This window comes from Bradyrhizobium sp. BRP23 (genome assembly GCF_020194135.1).
Taxonomy (GTDB): domain Bacteria; phylum Pseudomonadota; class Alphaproteobacteria; order Rhizobiales; family Xanthobacteraceae; genus Bradyrhizobium; species Bradyrhizobium yuanmingense.
The window spans coordinates 331,667-347,766 of record NZ_JADYVW010000002.1; the positions used below are offsets into that span (position 1 = coordinate 331,667).

At 63.0% G+C, this 16,100-nt stretch carries 15 protein-coding genes and 1 tRNA gene; 4 read left to right on the forward strand and 12 right to left on the reverse strand.

Going from position 1 to position 16,100, the window contains the following annotated elements; translation table 11 throughout:
• Positions 1–43: 43 nt before the first annotated feature.
• The gene (argE, locus tag I6F24_RS05945; protein WP_225151391.1) at positions 44–1,216 is read right to left on the reverse strand and encodes an acetylornithine deacetylase; all 1,173 of its coding nucleotides are present in this window, start codon (positions 1,214–1,216) and stop codon (positions 44–46) included.
• A gap of 397 nt (positions 1,217–1,613) precedes the next feature.
• Positions 1,614–2,399 (reverse strand): SDR family oxidoreductase, encoded by a 786-nt coding sequence (locus I6F24_RS05950; protein WP_109143341.1) that lies wholly within the window; start codon positions 2,397–2,399, stop codon positions 1,614–1,616.
• Between the two features lie 133 nt (positions 2,400–2,532).
• Here I6F24_RS05950 and I6F24_RS05955 point away from each other — a divergent pair, with 133 nt between their 5' ends.
• Entirely contained in the window at positions 2,533–3,231 is a 699-nt protein-coding gene (locus I6F24_RS05955) for a histidine phosphatase family protein (protein ID WP_057029612.1), read from the forward strand.
• A 34-nt stretch (positions 3,232–3,265) separates the two neighbouring features.
• Positions 3,266–4,033, forward strand: coding sequence for an SDR family oxidoreductase (locus tag I6F24_RS05960; RefSeq protein ID WP_225151393.1), 768 nt, complete (start codon positions 3,266–3,268; stop codon positions 4,031–4,033).
• 190 nt (positions 4,034–4,223) lie between these two features.
• On the opposite strand, the gene I6F24_RS05965 is transcribed toward I6F24_RS05960, so the two are convergent.
• Positions 4,224–5,459 (reverse strand): serine hydrolase domain-containing protein, encoded by a 1,236-nt coding sequence (locus I6F24_RS05965; protein ID WP_225151395.1) that lies wholly within the window; start codon positions 5,457–5,459, stop codon positions 4,224–4,226.
• Between the two features lie 148 nt (positions 5,460–5,607).
• Between I6F24_RS05965 and I6F24_RS05970 the strand changes: the two genes are divergently transcribed.
• Positions 5,608–5,683: transfer RNA gene (locus tag I6F24_RS05970), tRNA-Trp, on the forward strand.
• A 105-nt stretch (positions 5,684–5,788) separates the two neighbouring features.
• Here the strand turns inward: I6F24_RS05970 and I6F24_RS05975 are convergent.
• The 3 genes from I6F24_RS05975 to I6F24_RS05985 all read right to left on the reverse strand — a co-directional run bounded on the left by I6F24_RS05975 (position 5,789) and on the right by I6F24_RS05985 (position 7,706).
• The gene (locus I6F24_RS05975) at positions 5,789–6,550 is read right to left on the reverse strand and encodes a glycosyltransferase family 2 protein (protein WP_036027656.1); all 762 of its coding nucleotides are present in this window, start codon (positions 6,548–6,550) and stop codon (positions 5,789–5,791) included.
• A 138-nt stretch (positions 6,551–6,688) separates the two neighbouring features.
• Complete coding sequence (locus I6F24_RS05980) at positions 6,689–7,195, reverse strand: hypothetical protein (protein ID WP_036027654.1); 507 nt, start codon at positions 7,193–7,195, stop codon at positions 6,689–6,691.
• A 4-nt stretch (positions 7,196–7,199) separates the two neighbouring features.
• The gene (locus I6F24_RS05985; RefSeq protein WP_036027653.1) at positions 7,200–7,706 is read right to left on the reverse strand and encodes a hypothetical protein; all 507 of its coding nucleotides are present in this window, start codon (positions 7,704–7,706) and stop codon (positions 7,200–7,202) included.
• A 136-nt stretch (positions 7,707–7,842) separates the two neighbouring features.
• On the opposite strand from I6F24_RS05985, the gene I6F24_RS05990 reads away from it, so the two are divergent.
• The gene (locus I6F24_RS05990; protein WP_036027651.1) at positions 7,843–9,537 is read left to right on the forward strand and encodes a hypothetical protein; all 1,695 of its coding nucleotides are present in this window, start codon (positions 7,843–7,845) and stop codon (positions 9,535–9,537) included.
• Here I6F24_RS05990 and I6F24_RS05995 read toward each other — a convergent pair.
• The 6 genes from I6F24_RS05995 to I6F24_RS06020 all read right to left on the reverse strand — a co-directional run bounded on the left by I6F24_RS05995 (position 9,500) and on the right by I6F24_RS06020 (position 16,097).
• The gene (locus I6F24_RS05995; protein WP_036027649.1) at positions 9,500–10,561 is read right to left on the reverse strand and encodes a Gfo/Idh/MocA family oxidoreductase; all 1,062 of its coding nucleotides are present in this window, start codon (positions 10,559–10,561) and stop codon (positions 9,500–9,502) included. The two genes, I6F24_RS05990 and I6F24_RS05995, sit on opposite strands and share 38 nt — an antisense overlap.
• A 3-nt stretch (positions 10,562–10,564) precedes the next feature.
• Complete coding sequence (locus I6F24_RS06000) at positions 10,565–11,770, reverse strand: class I SAM-dependent methyltransferase (protein WP_036027647.1); 1,206 nt, start codon at positions 11,768–11,770, stop codon at positions 10,565–10,567.
• Between the two features lie 9 nt (positions 11,771–11,779).
• On the reverse strand, positions 11,780–12,985 hold the full coding sequence (locus tag I6F24_RS06005) for a class I SAM-dependent methyltransferase (protein ID WP_036027646.1): 1,206 nt from the start codon (positions 12,983–12,985) through the stop codon (positions 11,780–11,782).
• A gap of 187 nt (positions 12,986–13,172) precedes the next feature.
• On the reverse strand, positions 13,173–14,138 hold the full coding sequence (locus tag I6F24_RS06010) for a lysylphosphatidylglycerol synthase transmembrane domain-containing protein (RefSeq protein ID WP_036027644.1): 966 nt from the start codon (positions 14,136–14,138) through the stop codon (positions 13,173–13,175).
• A gap of 199 nt (positions 14,139–14,337) precedes the next feature.
• Positions 14,338–15,615: a hypothetical protein gene (locus I6F24_RS06015; protein WP_141697683.1), complete on the reverse strand. Its 1,278-nt coding sequence runs from the start codon at positions 15,613–15,615 to the stop codon at positions 14,338–14,340.
• Complete coding sequence (locus I6F24_RS06020; protein ID WP_225151397.1) at positions 15,597–16,097, reverse strand: hypothetical protein; 501 nt, start codon at positions 16,095–16,097, stop codon at positions 15,597–15,599. Before I6F24_RS06020 ends, I6F24_RS06015 begins: the two co-directional genes overlap by 19 nt.
• Between the last annotated feature and the right edge of the window lie 3 nt (positions 16,098–16,100).

The following is a 16,100-nucleotide window of genomic DNA, read 5'->3' on the forward strand; positions in this document are numbered from 1 at the left end:
GTCTGGATTGCTTCGTCGCTTCGCTCCTCGCAATGACGACGAGCTACCCCTTCGCACAATGCGCGATCAGCCTTTCCAGGAACCCCGCGCATTTCTCCAGCTCCGCCATCTCCACGAACTCATCGGGCGTATGCGCTTGTGCGATCGAGCCCGGGCCGATCACCACGGAGGGAATGTCGGCGATGTCGGCGAACAAGCTCGCCTCGGTGCCGAACGCGACCTTGGCGTGGTCGTTGCGTCCTGCGAGGCTCTTGGCCAGCGTGACGATGGCGGCGTCGGCGGCGGTGTCGAGCGCGGGATAGTCGAGGATCTCCTCGAAATCGATGCCGCAATCGGGATGTCTCGCCTTCATCGCCGGCTCAATCTCGGCCTTGGCCCAGGCGACGATCGCATCGGTCAACTCCTTGGACTCGGTGATCCCGATGCCGCGGCATTCGAAATCCACGGTGCAGGTATCAGGCACGATGTTCAGCGCTGCGCCGCCGTGCACGATGCTGGTGAGCAGCGTCGAATGCGGGACGTCGTAGAGGCTGTCCGTCAACCGCACGGCCGCCAGCGCCACTGCGCGGCGGCGGATCTCGACGATCAGCTCGGCGGCATATTCGATCGCATTGACGCCGTCGGGCGCGATCGAGGAATGACGTGCAAGCCCGTGGAATGTGGCGCGCACGCCGTGCTTGCCCTTGTGGCCGATGATGACCTGCATCTGGGTGGGCTCGCCGATGAATGCGCCGAGCGGCCGGACCCTCTTCTTCGCGACCTCGTGCAGCATCGGCCGCACGCCGACGCAGCCGATCTCCTCGTCATAGGAGATCGCCAGATGAATCGGCGTCTTGAGTCTCGCCTCCACCATCTCCGGCACCATGGCGAGGCACACCGCCACATAGCCCTTCATGTCCGTGGTGCCGCGGCCGTACAGCTTGCCGTCACGCTCCACCAGCTTGAACGGATCATGGCTCCAGTCCTGGCCCACGACAGGGACCACATCGGTATGGCCCGACAGCACGAAGCCCGGCCGATCCTCCGGCCCGATCGTGACCCAGAGCGAAGCCTTCTCGCCGGTCTCGTCGACGATGCGCTCACCCTTGAGGCCGAACGCGGCGAGATAGCCCTCGATATGGGCAATCAGGGGCAGGTTGGTGCGGTCGCTGACGGTGTCGAACGAGACGAGGTCGGCGAGGAGTTTTCGGATACGGTCGGGTCTTGAGCTTGGCATTGTCTCGGTCTTGTCAGGGAATGGAGGCTGAGTTGCCTGCAGGAACCATACCAACGTGAGCCCCGGTCGAGCAAATCAACACAGTCCCGCAGCCCGGATGCTGCCCACCACACGACCGTCATTGCGAGCGCAGCGAAGCAATCCATAGTCTTTCCGCGGAGGGATTCTGGATTGCTTCGCTGCGCTCGCAATGACGGGTTGAGGCAGCTGTGTACCTGAAACTCACGTCTCGTGGCCCGGACGCTGCGCAGCGTCTCGGCGATGCGAAGCATCGTCCGGTTCGACGATGCGCTGCAGAGCCGGGGCCCGTGCAGCAGCGAGCGACGTAGCCTGCTGGGTCCCGGCTCTGCGCCGCACCGCTTGCGCGCTGCGTCGCGTCCGGGACACGACCTGCGAACTAAACCGGCTTGCCCGTATACGGCATTGATGCCGTCAAGCCGCCGTCGACCGGGAACGCCTGGCCGTTCACATACGAAGCCTCGTCGCTCGCCAGGAACAGTCCCATCGCCGCGAGCTCGTGCGGCTGTCCCGGCCGCTTGAGCGGGTTGAGCTGGCCGATCTTGTCTTGGGTGCCGCGCTCCTTGGCGCGGTCGAAGATCGGCTTGGTCATGCCTGTTTCGATCAGGCCGGGGCAGACCGCATTGATGCGCACGCCGGTGCCGGTGAGCGAATACGCCGTGGTCTGCACCAGGCTGATCACGCCGGCCTTGCTCGCGGCATAGGGATGCCCGCTCGCGCCGGCCTTGAGGCCGGCGACAGAGGCGGTCAGCACGATTGCGCCGGACTGCTGCTTGACCATGTGCGGCATTGCGTACTTCACCGCGAGGAACGGCCCGATCAGGTTGACGCGCAGGATTTCCTGCCAATGCTCGACGGTCTGCTCGGCGAGCGGAACGAGTCCGCCGGAGACGCCGGCATTGGCCCAGATCACGTCGAGCCGGCCGTGCGTCTTCACCGCCTTGTCGATCACAGCGATGACGTCTTGTTCGGAGCCGGCATCCGCAACCATCGCTTCCGCGACGCCGCCGGCCTTCTTGATCTCCTCGACCGTCTCCTTCACCGCCTCGGTGCGATCGACCGCGATCAACTTGCCGCCCTCCTTGGTGAACAGCAGCGCAGCCGCGCGGCCGATGCCGCTGCCGGCGCCGGTGATGATGACGGATTTGCCTTGCAGGCGACCCATGCGTTTCTCCCTTTTGCTCGTGCACGACGCTTGCCGCGCGACGGAATTTCAAACAAGATTTCAAACGGCAAAGTGTCTTGAGACACGTTCACTACTCACGTACAGCGACAATAGACGGGATGGAAGGGTTTCGATGGCAGGTGCAGACAAGCCGAACGTGGTCATCACGCGGTGGTGGTGGGTCCGTCACGCGCCGGTGCGCAACGACGGCGGCAACATCTACGGGCAGAGCGACATCGCCTGCGATACCAGCGATACCTACGTGTTCAACGCTGTTGCCAAGGTGCTGCCACGCCAGGCGGTCTGGTATTCGAGCAATCTGATGCGCACCCATCAAACTGCCGAGGCGATCTGGGCTGCGGGTTTTCCAAGGCCGGCAGCGCTGAAATGGGAGGCGGATCTCGCCGAGCAGAACCTCGGCCGCTGGCAGGGCATGAACCGCGCCCAGTTCATTGCCAGCCGCCCCGTCGGTGCGAGCTGGTTCGCCGACATCAACGAGCCCGCGCCCGGCGGTGAAAGCTTCATGGACCTGTACAACCGCACGCGCCGCACCATCGAGCGGATCAACGCCGAGGCGGCCGGGAAGGACATCATCGCAGTCGCGCATGGCGGCACTATCAGGGCGGCAGTGGGGTTCGCGCTCGGCGGGCAGCCGGAACGCGGGCTGTCGTTCGACATCGACAATTGCTCGGTGACGCGGCTGGATTATTTTGCGAGTCCCGATCGCACGGTCTGGCGGCTGCCGATGGTCAATCAGCAGCCTTGGATCGCCGATCCCGCGCACGCGGCGATGCATCAGCCGGCGGGACCGGAAGTCAAGAAGCTGGCCTGATACTGAATACGAGAATCAAATCTGGGAGAGAAACATGACCTTGTTCGACATGAAGGGGAAAGTCGCCGTCATCACGGGCTCGACGCGCGGCATCGGGCTTGCGATCGCCGAGCGCATGGCCGAGCACGGCGCCAAGGTGGTGATCTCCTCGCGCAAGGCCGACGTGTGCGAGCAGGTGGCGAAAGGCATCAACGACAGATTCGGCAAGGGCACCGCGGTCGCGGTCGCCGCGAACATCTCCTCGAAAGAGAATCTGCAAAACCTCGTCGACGAGAGCAACCGCGCCTTCGGCAAGATCGACGTGCTGGTCTGCAACGCGGCGTCGAATCCGTATTACGGCCCGCTCGCCGGCATCTCCGACGATCAGTTCAGGAAGATCCTCGACAACAACATCGTCGCCAACAATTGGCTGATCTCGATGGTGGTGCCGCAGATGATCGAGCGCAAGGACGGCTCGATCATCATCGTCTCCTCGATCGGCGGCCTCAAGGGCTCGACCATCCTCGGTGCCTATGCCATCTCGAAGGCCGCCGACATGCAGCTCGCGCGCAATCTCGCCTGCGAATACGGCCAGCACAACATTCGCGTGAACTGCATCGCGCCGGGCCTGATCAAGACCGATTTCGCCAGGGCGCTGTGGGACAATCCGGAGAACCTGAAAGCCTCGACCTCGCGCTCGCCGCTGTTGCGCATCGGCATCCCCGACGAGATCGCCGGCGCGGCCGTGTTCCTGGGCTCGAAGGCCGGCGACTTCATGACCGGCCAGACCATGGTGATCGACGGCGGCGCGACGATCAGTTGATGCGTTTGTCGGAAGGGAAGGGCACGTAGTCCACCCATACACAGCGGTCATCGCCCGCGAAGGCGGACGATCCAGTACCCCGCAGCCGCAGTTGTGTGGACGAATGACCGCCGCGGCGTACTGGATGCCCCGCCTTCGCGGGGCATGACAGTGCGGATGATGATACGGCGTCGCGCGTAAGCGCAGGGCCTCACTCCACCGCCGCGTAAACCAGATCTCGCACCAGGGTCCGCGTGTGGTCGCGCTGTCCCGGCCCCTGGCTCATGAACACTGCGAACAGATCCTCCTTCGGATCGATCCAGAAGAACGTGCCGGCAATGCCGCTCCAGAAATACTGGCCGACGCTGCCTGGGAAGGGCGCGATGCCGGCCTCGCGGCGCACGGCAAAGCCGAGGCCGAAGCCATGACCCGGCGATAGCAGCGTGCCGTTGGTCGGCACGCCTGGCCCGAGGTGATCGGAGGCCATCAGCTCCAGGGTCTTGCGGCCGATGATCCTGTTGCCGTCGAGCGTGCCGCCATTGCGCAGCATGAGGCAGAAGCGGGCGTAATCCATCGTGGTCGAGACCAGGCCGCCGCCGCCGGACTCCATCACGGGCTGCTCGAGCATGTTGAACAGGGCGACCTTGTCGCCGGTCCACGGGTCGGCCGCGAAAGGCTCGGCAAGGCGGCCGGCATTGGCCTGGCTTGTCGAGAAGCCGGTTTCGGCCATCTGGAGCGGCGCAAGCACGCGCTCGGTGAGGAACGCGCCGAGCGATTTGCCGCTGACGACTTCGATGATGCGGCCAAGGATGTCGGTGGAGCGGCTGTAGTTGAACTCCGCGCCGGGCTGGCAGACCAGCGGGAAGCTCGCCACCAGCGCGGCATGTTCGGCGTTGGTGATCTTGCGGCTGCGGACGCGGGACTCCTGGTAGAGCTTGTGCACGGGGCCGTCGCCCTGGTGCTCGTAGGTGAGGCCGGAGGTGTGGCGGAGCAGGTCCTGCACGGTCATGGGCCGCGCCGGCGGTACCAGCTCCAACCGGCCGTCCTTGACGGCGCCGACCTGCTGGCTCGCGAACTCCGGTATGAACTTTGCGACGGCATCGCTGAGCAGGAGCTGTCCGTCCTCGGCCAGCGCCATGATGCCGACCGAGACGATCGGCTTGGTCATCGAGAAGATGCGGAAGATCGAATCGCGCGCCATCGGCGCCGCGCCTGCCGGGCTCTGCTTGCCGAGCGCCTCGAACCAGCCGATTTGGCCGCGCCTCGCCACCAGCACGGTGACCCCGGGAACGGTTCCCTTGTCGATTTCGCGCTTGAAGGCGTCCGACATGGCCTGGAGCCGCGGCCGCGACAGCCCGAGCGTCTCTGGGCGCGCTTCCGGCAAAGCTGGGGTGTGGGGCGCGTTTGCGGCCTGCGGGGCGGCAGAGGCGGTCGCTGTAGCGGTCATGGGCACTCCCGATTGTTTTTCGTTATGGCCGATGGACTGTGGCCCAGAACCCCCGGCACAAACAAGCGAAGCCGGCGCGGTTCACCCTTGCAAACCGGCCGCTCTCTGTGCTTGAAAGCGCCCCTGATCCGCGGCGACGCGGGTTCGTAGGAGTGTAGCTCAATTGGTAGAGCACCGGTCTCCAAAACCGGGGGTCGCAGGTTCGAGCCCTGCCACTCCTGCCAGCCAAATCAATCACTTAGACTAGATTGCGGCGGGAGGGCGTCCCGCGCGCGCCCGTGCTCTCGCAGCCGCTGTGCTGGAGGTGCCGTGTCGTGGTCCGGCGAGGCCTAGCGCGCCGGGGTCCGTTCCGCGTCGGCGGGAATCTGCCTGAGGTTGACGTTCCGGATGGGAACGCGGCGCAGCAGGGAAAGGATGGTCCCGCCGAGCTCGAGATAGGTGCGCAGCCGCAGCGCGCGCGACGAGCCCTTCAGCTCCGCGTTCAGGCTCACCGGAACCTGGACGTAGGTGAGGCCGAGCTGGAGCAGGGAGATCAGCGCACAGATCTGGTAGCCGTAGCCGTCGGCCTTGACCGCGATCTGGCGCAGCCATTTCACGGGATAGACGATCATGCTGTGATAGTCGGACAGCCAGAAGCCGAACAGGCAGTTCAGGATGAACCGAAGCGAATGCGACTGCAGCGAGCGGTTGACGGAGCGGTCCGACTGGTTGTCGCGATAGGTGATGACGAGGTCGGCGGCGCCCGCCGCTTTGAACATCCGGGCAACACCCTCGTTCTGGAAGGCGTGATCGCCGGGGATGAGCGTGATGGCATCGAATTTCGCGCGCGACAGCGCAAATTCGAAGCCGGCACCGACACCCCGCGGTTCGGCATTGTGATGCACGATGATGCGCGGCTCGCCGGCTGCGAACTCGTCCATGATCGCGCCAGTGGCATCGGTGCTGCCGTCGTCGATCAGGAAGATCTCGAAATCGTCGAGCAGGTCGCGGGCGAGCGGCAGCACGCCGTCGATCGTGTCGGCGATCTTGTCCTGCTCGTTCAATGCAGGAATGACGATCGTAAGCCTTTTTGCCGCCCTGGAAGGTGTCATTGTATGCGCCCGTTGGCGGGGCCACTTTGTCCCGGTGACCCCATGCAAGTCTAGGTCATCTGAACCGGGCGAACAATGCGGCTCGCCGGTATGCCCACAAGACCGGCGCGAAACCTATGATGTGTGTGTTCCGCGCAACTAGTCGGAAAAATCATAGAGGCTGGTGTCGCCAATGCCGAAGGCGCGGCGCAGCCGTCCGACGTGGCCTGCCATATTCCGGCCCGCCGCCGTCGCCGTGAAGTGCGAATCGGACCGTTCCACCAGGCCGCCATCGACCAAGTTCCCAATTCGTCCGCGGAACAGATCTGGAACCTGCCCGTCAGCGATCTCCGATAGCGGTGCCCTGCGATCGGGGCGATCGACGAGACTGAGCAGGATGCCCAGCGAAACCGATTTATACACGGCGCCAAAGGCGAACACGTAAGCCATGACGCAAAATCCGAAAATCGATGCGGCGTCCCAGTACTGAAGCTGCGGGACGAAGAGAATTCCGAGCATCACCCCGAGACCGTGCGAGACAACCGTGGCAATCGCCAGCAGGGTCACGGGTCCGAGCGGCCAAGCGCGTGCGCGGGCCATGAATTGCAGGGCAGGCGCCAGCAGGGCGAACACGGCGACGGCGGCAAGTCCGACAGCAAAGGACATCGACTCACCCAAGGCCTGTCGACAGACGAACGAGCTTGACGAGATGCGCTACCGCAACCCCCTTGGAGGTGGGGGCAAGCCGGCCGTCCGCCGTGATGACCATCCCGGCCCCGATCAGGAGCTTCAGGCGGTTGTGCGTGAAGGTGCCGAGATCTCCACCTTGCATGTAGGCTCTCGCCCATTGCTCCAGGGTGAGAGGATGTCCAGCCTGAACGAGTGCGGTGAGCAGCGTCAGCGTGAAGCCCCAGGCCAGCAGGCTGAACAGGATGTAGCAGAGCATCATTGCGGTCCCGAGCAGGAAGAGACCGCCAAGCACATCGCCGACGTGGCGCTGACCTGGAAGGGCGATACAGGCGACGGCGTAAAGGATGACGACGCTGACGCTGCCCAGCCGGAAGCGACGGCCGGCTCCGCCGGTGGCGGCGATGCGCGCGTAAAGCAGCAAAAGCAATGGAAATGCGAGGCTGAGACCAATCGCAGCGGCTTGCGCCGGGCCCGGTAGCATGTTCATTGTGGAAAACCGTCCCGGACGCCTCTGAAGGCCCAGCCAGAGTGGCAGTCTATAGGAGGTCGCATTTTTGCGGTCAAGGGAGCCCTGGCGCCCCGGCCTTGCGGTCGCCGCGTGGGCGTGCGAATCCTCGCCGACGATGTCCTCTCTTTCCCCTCCGAGCTTGTCCCCGTCGCTGCGCGCCATAGCCATCCTGATCGTCGTGCTGCTTGTCGCGCATGCGCCGATGCTTCTCAATGACGGCCTGTTCATGGACGACTGGCTGGTGCTCAAGCCGCGTCCGGACTATTTCATCGACATCGATTTCCTGTTGAATGGCGCCGGCCATCCGATCTTCTACAGCTACGACACGTTCGCGAACTGGACCGGCGCCCCAGTCGTTGTGATGGTATCGCTGGCACTGGCCGGAATCGTCTTCGGCGCGGTGTGTCTGATGCTGACAGCGATACGGCTCGATCTGCTCGACCGCGCCGAAGCGGTCGGCTTCGCTCTGATCGTCTGGACCTATCCCGGTTATCAGCTTTGGGCCGGCAAGGCGAACGCGGTCTATGTCTTCAGCTTCGGACTCCTGTTCGTCGGCGCATGGCTGCTGACGCTCGCCTTCAGCGCGCAGGGCTGGCGGCGTGTGTTGCTTCGCGTGGCCTGTGCATGCCTATTCGTGCTCAGCTTCGCGCTCAACTCGACGGTTGTGCTCTATGCCTGTGTCATGCTCGGACTGTTCGTTGCAACATGGCGGAGCGGAGCCGTTGCGCATGGCTTCGTTCGTCGTGCATGGCTCGCAGCCTGGCGCTGTGCTTTGGGCTATCCGGAATTGATTGCCCTTCCTCTTGTTTATGCGGGCACGCTTGGTATCTGGTTCAAGCGCATCGGTTTGTACGCGCAGCATTATGGCGCCCATTTGCCGACCCTCGGGGAGCTGGCGAGCGGATGGAAGGCGTTCTTCGACGCCGGCTACAGGGACGTCGTGGGCCACGCGATCAGGGCGGCAATCCAGGTCCCGGCTCCCTTTGTCCTGGCTGCGGTGCTCGTCGGCGTCGCATTGCTGCTACCTCGTCCCGGCACAGAGGCAACTGCACTCAGACGGGCGACCGCCTTGCCGCTCATCCTCGCCGTTGGTTTGTTCCTCGCGTTGTCCTCGCCCTATCTGATTGCCGGCCTGCGTCCCTCGTCCAAGCATTTCTACGAAAGCCGTCACCTGCTGCTGTTTGGCGTGCCGGCGGGGCTGGCGCTTCTCGCGTTCAAGCGTCAGGCCGAACGTTGGATCGGCCCGACCGCCGCCGTTGCGATGTTGTTCGGATTGGGCTCGATCCTATGGATCGGAATGCTGTGGAATGACTACGTCTTCATGCAGGCGAGAACGCTGAAGCAGGAGGCTCTGACGCGCAGCCTCGCCGACCGGATCCAGCCCACGGCGACGGTCTACGCGCTCGACGACCGATTCTTCGACTATCGGTCACGGGACGTGCCGTTCGGCCTGGCCGAAGTCACCGGTATGCTCCGGCTCGCCTGGGGCAATCAGCCCTTCTTTGGGTTTGCCTTGCGTGCCGAGCGGCCCGACATCCTCCAGGAAATGGAGTGGAAGCGGGTTGCTCCGGGAACTGCATTCCGTCATTTCGATCCGTCGGGACCGCAGGCGACGATCTTGTTGAAGGCGGGCTCTGGAGCTGCGTCGGACCGGGCATTGGTGCGAAAGTACTACGCATGTCGGTTGCTGGCGCGCTGTGACGTTGCAGAGTTTCTGGCTCAACTCGCGGAGGTCAAGATCACGGTCGGCCCGATCGCTGGAATCTTGCCGCTCAACGGCGCCAGCGAAGATGTCTCGCCTGGCCGCTAGCGCGCCGCTTCCAGATCGCTTCTGCAAGCGCGATGTCGGTCACCGAGTCTTGGCCAGACGCGAGGGGCATCCGTCGTTCGGTAACATCGGAGACAAAGGCAGCGGCCTGGCGCCGAAATGCCCAGCTGGTTGCATGCACGAGCTGCGTGGTCTCGTCTTGATGATCGAGGATGACCCGTGCCTCCTCTTCGGCGAAGGGCGCTGGCAATTCGATGGTAAGGGCGCCGCGCTCGAAATCGATCGTCAGTCCCTCGCGCCAGGCTCCCTCGGACCCGTTCACGAGATCCAGCGTACAAGCGATGCCGTCGAAGTCGAGGGTGATGCGCGCGGCTCCCGAAGTTTCGACGGAGCTGTCGGCGACCGTTGGCGATGATCCGAGCAAGTAGCGCGCCAGGTTGATGATATGGCTGAAGACGTTCAGAAAGTTGTCGTAGCCAGCCCGCATCGCGCTCGGCATCCAGTCGGGACCGTCCTGCCAGAGCTCGATCCCGTCCGGCCGCGTTTCGCAGGTCATGACGAAATTGTCGCGCGACCGGCCGGTGTCGCCGCCGAAACACCAGCCCTTGGCACGGACCACGTCTCCGAGCGATCGGTCGTTGCGCAAGCGCGTCAGCACCTCGAACGCGCGCGCCACACCGGCATCGTGACGCTTCATGTAGCCGATGCTGTAGACGAGGTTTTCCTGCCGCGCCGCTTCGACCAGCAAATTCGCCTGAGCCGTCGTATAGGCCATCGGTTTTTCCGACAGCACGTGGCGGCCGCTGTTCAGCGCGTCAAGGACGATTGGCCCGGTCGCGCGCCGCTTCGTCACGACGACCACGGCGGAGACCTCGCTGTCCGCAAGCAGCTCCCGATGCGTGCCATAGACCCGCGAGACACCGAACTTCTGCGCTGCAGCGGCAGCGAGATCCGGCCGGAGATCGGCGATGGCGACGACGCGGCAGGCGGGATTGGCGACGAAATTGGCGAGGTGGCACATCTGGCCGACCATCCCGGTTCCGATGATGCCAATGCCTGGCCTCACTGGCTATGATCCCTTGAACCGCTTCCGGATGACGAGGAAATGCGCCGGCTGTCCCCAGGTGCTGATGAACGCCGGATCTGTCTGGGTCAGGGCCGTGACCGCGGGCGCATCGCGTCGCCCGATTGCGCCAAAGATGCGGTGGAAACTGTCGAGCGTCGCAACGATGGTTTCGATGTCGGAAGCATCGTCCGCGAGAATGTCCGTCGTTCGGATCGCCTCGCGTAAGGACGCAAGGCTCGCGATCACGCGCGGCAGGCTCTCGCCGAAGGGGGCGTCGATCATCGCGTCGACGTCGAGAACCAGCGTTTCGATCGATGCCGAAATCACCGCCACGGCATCGGCCTTGCCGACCAGGTAGAGCTTGCGTCCGCCGAGGAAGCTGAGGCGGCTGCGGTCGAGATGGCGCGCCGCACGCCGCAGCTTCTCGTCGGCGGAGAGAACCTTCTTGTGCCAGTAAACGTCCAGGCTGTCGCGATAGGCTGGCCACGCCGAATGGATGTCGAATCCCTGCTCATGCGCTGCCGTGCACAAGGCGGCTGCGTCGAGGAAGTACCGATGCCGGACGAACGGGTTCTCGAGCACGTCCATCAGCCAGGATTCGAAGCTGCGGGTGTGCGGAATGCTGTTCCATTTCGCGTCGAAAAGCGTCTTCGCGGTTGCGAGTGCGGGACGGCCCGACAAAGCCTTGCCGGCGGCATGGATTGCCTTGAGCGCGAGCTCGAAGAAGCCGCCATAGCGCTCGTAATAGGATACGACGGCGAAACCGTCCGGATGGAGCAGCCGGTCGAAGACGCCGAGCCAATTTTCGGTCGGCTGCACGGTGTAAATGAAACCTTCGGCATCGATGATGTCGTAGCGGCGCTCGCTGCGAAATCCCTCGACATCGGCCAACGCGAGTTCGCGCAGGCGCTCGGTCAGGCCAAAATGCGCGAAATAGGCCTCAATTTTCGGATGCGCATGCCGGTTCGGTTCGGCGAGCGTCATGTTTGCGCCCCAGCCGGCAAACACCAGCGCGTTCTCACCGGAATCAGGACCGAATTCGAGCACCTCCGCATCGCGGAACAGCCGCGGCGGCAGCACGAGCTTGTCTGAAAACAGCTCGCGCCGCTGGCTGGCATATGCATCGAGTTCGGCGGCCGATTTGAAATTCCCGAACGTCGGTAGGACGTCCTGACGTTCGTAGTAATTGAAGAGCTTCTCGTCAGCCATGCCGCGTCCCTAACCCAAGGCCGCCTCGAGCCGGTCGAGCTCGCTCCAGATGTCGGAGGGCGCGAAAATCGAAACGATGTGCAGCGGCCGCTTCACGTTCTCGCGCAGCCGGCTGCTGACCTTGGCTTCGTTTTCCTGGTTCACGGCGAGAAGGCAGACGAGCGGCTCCGACTTGCCTGCGAGCTCGTCCGGCGAACGGATCGGTATGCCGGTGCCGGGCAGGAACAGGCCCTGACGCTCCCTCTGGTCGTCGACCGACAGGTCGACGAGATCCGCCAGCTCATGCGCGTTGGTGAAGGTGCAGGCGCGGCAGCCCGCGCCGTAGATCGCGATCTCGGCGCCGTTCGCACGGGCCTTGGCGAGGATCGGCCGCAGGCGCGCGCCGTACTCCCTTGCGCGCTGGCCGAATTTCTCACCGACGCCGGAGGGCGCAGGCGGCGGCGTCACGTCACGGGTTGCACGACGAGCGGCGACCGCGAGGCTGCCGCCGCTGAAGTTGTATTTCTTCACCGACACCGTCTCGAAGCCGTGCCGAGCCAAGAGCGCGAGCAGGGTCGGCTCGGTGAAGTAGCTGACGTGCTCCTCCCACAGGACGGAGAGGTCGCCCGCCGTTGAACCGGGATCAAAGTCGGGCACGTCGATGAACAGCAGCCCTTCGTCGCTGAGCGCGATCTTCACGCAGTCGAAGAAGTTCTCGAAATCGACGATGTGCTCCAGCACCTGACGCGAGACGACGAGGTCGAACTTGCCGGCCTGGGCGACCGCGTCGTGACACAGCGCCGGGCTGATCATGTCGGAATAGACCTTGATGCCGCGCTCGCGGGCGATCTTGCCCGACACCGGGTTGGGCTCCACGCCCACCAGGACCTTCGCGCCGCGCTCGCGCAGCCTGTCCATGAACAGGCCGTCGTTGCATCCGATCTCGAACACGGACTGATGCTTCGAAAATTCCGCGATGGTGTCGAGCTCGTCGACCTGGTGCGGCTCCGGCTTCCAGCTGCTGAAATTGTAGTTGAACTGGCGATACAGGATGTCTGGATCGATCGGCTTGACAATCTGCGGCAGGCCGCACTCGCCGCACGCCAGCACCTCGAACGGATAGCGTTCCTCCTGCTCGTTTCGGCTATGCCGAAGGCGATGCGCAATCGGCATCAATCCGAGGTCGATGACCGGACGCAGGTTGGTCGAATGGCAAAGGCGGCAATGGTCGGTCACGGCTTCGGCTCTTCGCAGGAATGACGCTGGACAACAGCCTATATATTGGCTCCGCCTGCGCGACAATTCCTAAGTTGCCCTTTCCCTGCACCAACCGGGCCGGAACAGTGCTGTGCAGTAACGCGGGCGCGTTCGAGCAGAAGCACCCAGGGCGTTCGGCTGCAGTTCAGTGCGATGGACCGCGTAATTACGGTTGTCGCAGCGGCGCAGTGGCATCAGGACTGTCAGTCGCACGCTCTGGTGCAAGCAGCCACACAGCTCCTCCGACGACGCCCACGATGAGATTGCCGAGCCCCAACAAGATCGATATTGCGAGCGCCTTGTCGGGTGCAATACCAACGAGACCGAGCGCTCCGACCATCGCTCCCTCGCGAATGCCCCACCCTCCGATGGATAGCGGGACAGCGGCCGCCATAATTACCAGCGGAACGAGGATGAGTGCATCAAATGCGGACAGCCCGGCGTCCAATCCAATCGCGAGGGCATAACAAGCTGAAACGGTCAGAAGATGAACAACAATAGCCGACCCGAATAATGCTGTACGTCCTGCTCGCGCGAGTAGCGGAGCCTCGAGAAGTGCCGCAAATTGCAAGAGCCTTTCTGGAAGAACTGCAGTCACTCGGGCCGGCAAACGATTCAGCATTGTTAGGGCAATTGCGCCGAAGTATGCGCCAGCGAGAATACCCAAGACGGCGAACAGCAAGACATTATCGTGGATGCGCGAGATCAAGAAGGGCGTTCCTGCCAGAATGAGGAAGCCGAGGGCCAGGAGGCCGATGAACCGATCTGCGATAATGCTGCTAAGGGTTTGCGGCCACTGTATTCCATGCCGCCGCAACATCCATATGCGGATGGCTTCACCACCGGAGGGCAATACCTGATTAAACCAGGCGCTGGCAATGAGGATGCGCCACCCAGCCAGCCACTTCAGAGATACGCCGATCGCGCGGAGGACCAGGATCCAGCGGTTGCACAGTACGAGCGTCTGCGCGAATAACAGCAAGATCGCTATCGCCAGGAGGTGCAATTTAACAGCGAGAAGGTCGGCCTTGAGTGACGAAAGATCCAAGTCGCGTGCGATCAGAACGATGATGCCGGCCGAGACCATGAGCTTGGTCAGGACGACAATGATCTTCTTCCTGCCGAGCAGCATCGTCAGCTCGTTCTACCCGTCATCAACCAGTTTCGTCCGGCAGCGCGTATCGGCCGAATGCGACCCGCCGGGCGGTGGTAATTGTGAGCCGCGGCACGAGCTCCGACGAGAATGAGGGGAAAGAACCAATCCAACCGGTCCATCTCCAGAATACCCTGCTGTGACTCAAAAGTGTGCCAAGTACAAGGATCGTTGTAGTCTATCGAGCTCCTGAGCCAGAATCCTCGCAGGCCGGCGTGGGTAGAGCCAGCAGCCAGGCGGATCCGCGTACTCCAGGCCGGCGGCAAGGCGGCCGGTATTCTGCTCTTGGCAAGGGGACCGGCAGATCGTCCTTCAATTGGACGAGTTCGCCGCGACCTTGCGTGGCCGACGGCGCTTCCGTGAGGGCGGCCTTCATTAGTTCAACGAATCCGATGTTGTCGAGCTTCGGAATCCCCGGCTCAGCGCGATAGCGCCAGGTCTCTCGGCGTGGCGGGCAGGGAAAAAACTCGAGGTAAGAGACCGTGCAGTTGCCACTGAGGATGGCGCCAGGGTACTGAAAATCCCCGCAATAATCCGTATAGATAAACGACCTTTCGCGATTCTCATCCCGCAACATCATTTGCGCAACATTCATGTCACTGGCACCCAGACATCTGGACCGAAATGAGATAATCTCGCTGTTCTCAACTCGGAGCTTTACGACCTTTGGCTGGGGATCTGCAAGTAAGGCTGCCCGAACTTGCCGCTGCAGGTCTGCGCTGATCAGACCATCATACAGCAGCCATTTTGAATCTTGCGCCATCGCCAGTGCGAAGATCGCGATCAGTCCGCCCGCGGTAGCGGCGCGGAGGCGCGACGTCGGAATCATTTGTACAATGGTAGCCGCCAATATCAGTATGCCGACTTGCGAGGCGAAGAGTAGCCTCGATTCCCCCCTGGTCATGGCGCCATAAGTCCCAGTCAGGGCGAATGGCATAGCGCCAAGAAGGGCAATCGCGGCTCCCAACAGGAGCAACACCAGCACGCGTCTGATCGAGCCGCGACCCTCGAGCACCCAAGGTGTCCACAATGCTCTGGAAGAGAGGAGAGCGAATCCCGCAATTGCAACTAACGTCAGTGCCGTCCGGACAGAATGGCCCAGCAGTGCGGTCCCATGGGAGGCGGCATAGGATAGGCCCTCGGGAAAAGCCCGGAGGTGTTCCAGCAGCGAATTGCGGATGACGCTGAGGTCGTACATAAAGCCGTATTGTCCCGCGTAGTGACCGCTTTTTCCCAGGATGGTCAGACGCAGTATGACCACCGCCGCGATCACTAGGTAGAACGGAGCAAGACGCACGAGCCTGCGTTTCCACGTTTCGGAGGTGGACCAGGTCAGCACGATGCGGAGCGGTTCAAGTGCGATCAGAACTTCCAACGACAGCGAGAAAAAGAGAGCAAACGGCGCCGTCCGTCGAAGTGCTCGAACCTTTGAATATGTCAGCGCGTAGGAAAGCAAATAGAGAGCAGGAAGAAGTCGTAGACTGCGTTGAGCGTCAGGCGGATTGCATAAAATGGGCTGAGTAGGAATAGAGCCGTGGCAAGTGCAGCGATCCGTCTCGTATGTGATGATTGCAACAGGATGAAGTGGAGCAACAAGCCATTGACGAGATGGCAGCCCAGTCCGGCGAGCCGTGCGGCCACATCGGGAGTATTGTCCAAAAGTGCCACAAACAGCGTCATCGGGATTGCGAAGCCGGCGTGTGCCGACTCCCACAGCACGCGAGCGACGCCAGCGGCACCTTGAGTCCAATAGATGTAGTACACAGTCCAATCGTCGCCGAAGACCTCACGCGCGAGCAGCGCGGGCACGGCCGTAACAAAGGCGAGAACCAGAGCGACGTAGACGTATCCAATGCCCGCCCGCTCCCGTTGTCGGAGAGCCGCAGCTTTCGGATCTACATTCGTGCGAGCATCGTCGAAACCGACGGGGGTGACCATGGT

Coding starts and splice junctions, on each gene's coding strand:
- argE (WP_225151391.1), bottom strand. CDS start 1,216: ATGCCAAGCTCAAGACCCGACCGTATCCGAAAACTCCTCGCCGACCTC.
- I6F24_RS05950 (WP_109143341.1), bottom strand. CDS start 2,399: ATGGGTCGCCTGCAAGGCAAATCCGTCATCATCACCGGCGCCGGCAGC.
- I6F24_RS05955 (WP_057029612.1), top strand. CDS start 2,533: ATGGCAGGTGCAGACAAGCCGAACGTGGTCATCACGCGGTGGTGGTGG.
- I6F24_RS05960 (WP_225151393.1), top strand. CDS start 3,266: ATGACCTTGTTCGACATGAAGGGGAAAGTCGCCGTCATCACGGGCTCG.
- I6F24_RS05965 (WP_225151395.1), bottom strand. CDS start 5,459: ATGACCGCTACAGCGACCGCCTCTGCCGCCCCGCAGGCCGCAAACGCG.
- I6F24_RS05975 (WP_036027656.1), bottom strand. CDS start 6,550: ATGACACCTTCCAGGGCGGCAAAAAGGCTTACGATCGTCATTCCTGCA.
- I6F24_RS05980 (WP_036027654.1), bottom strand. CDS start 7,195: ATGTCCTTTGCTGTCGGACTTGCCGCCGTCGCCGTGTTCGCCCTGCTG.
- I6F24_RS05985 (WP_036027653.1), bottom strand. CDS start 7,706: ATGAACATGCTACCGGGCCCGGCGCAAGCCGCTGCGATTGGTCTCAGC.
- I6F24_RS05990 (WP_036027651.1), top strand. CDS start 7,843: ATGTCCTCTCTTTCCCCTCCGAGCTTGTCCCCGTCGCTGCGCGCCATA.
- I6F24_RS06000 (WP_036027647.1), bottom strand. CDS start 11,770: ATGGCTGACGAGAAGCTCTTCAATTACTACGAACGTCAGGACGTCCTA.
- I6F24_RS06010 (WP_036027644.1), bottom strand. CDS start 14,138: ATGCTGCTCGGCAGGAAGAAGATCATTGTCGTCCTGACCAAGCTCATG.
- I6F24_RS06020 (WP_225151397.1), bottom strand. CDS start 16,097: ATGGTCACCCCCGTCGGTTTCGACGATGCTCGCACGAATGTAGATCCG.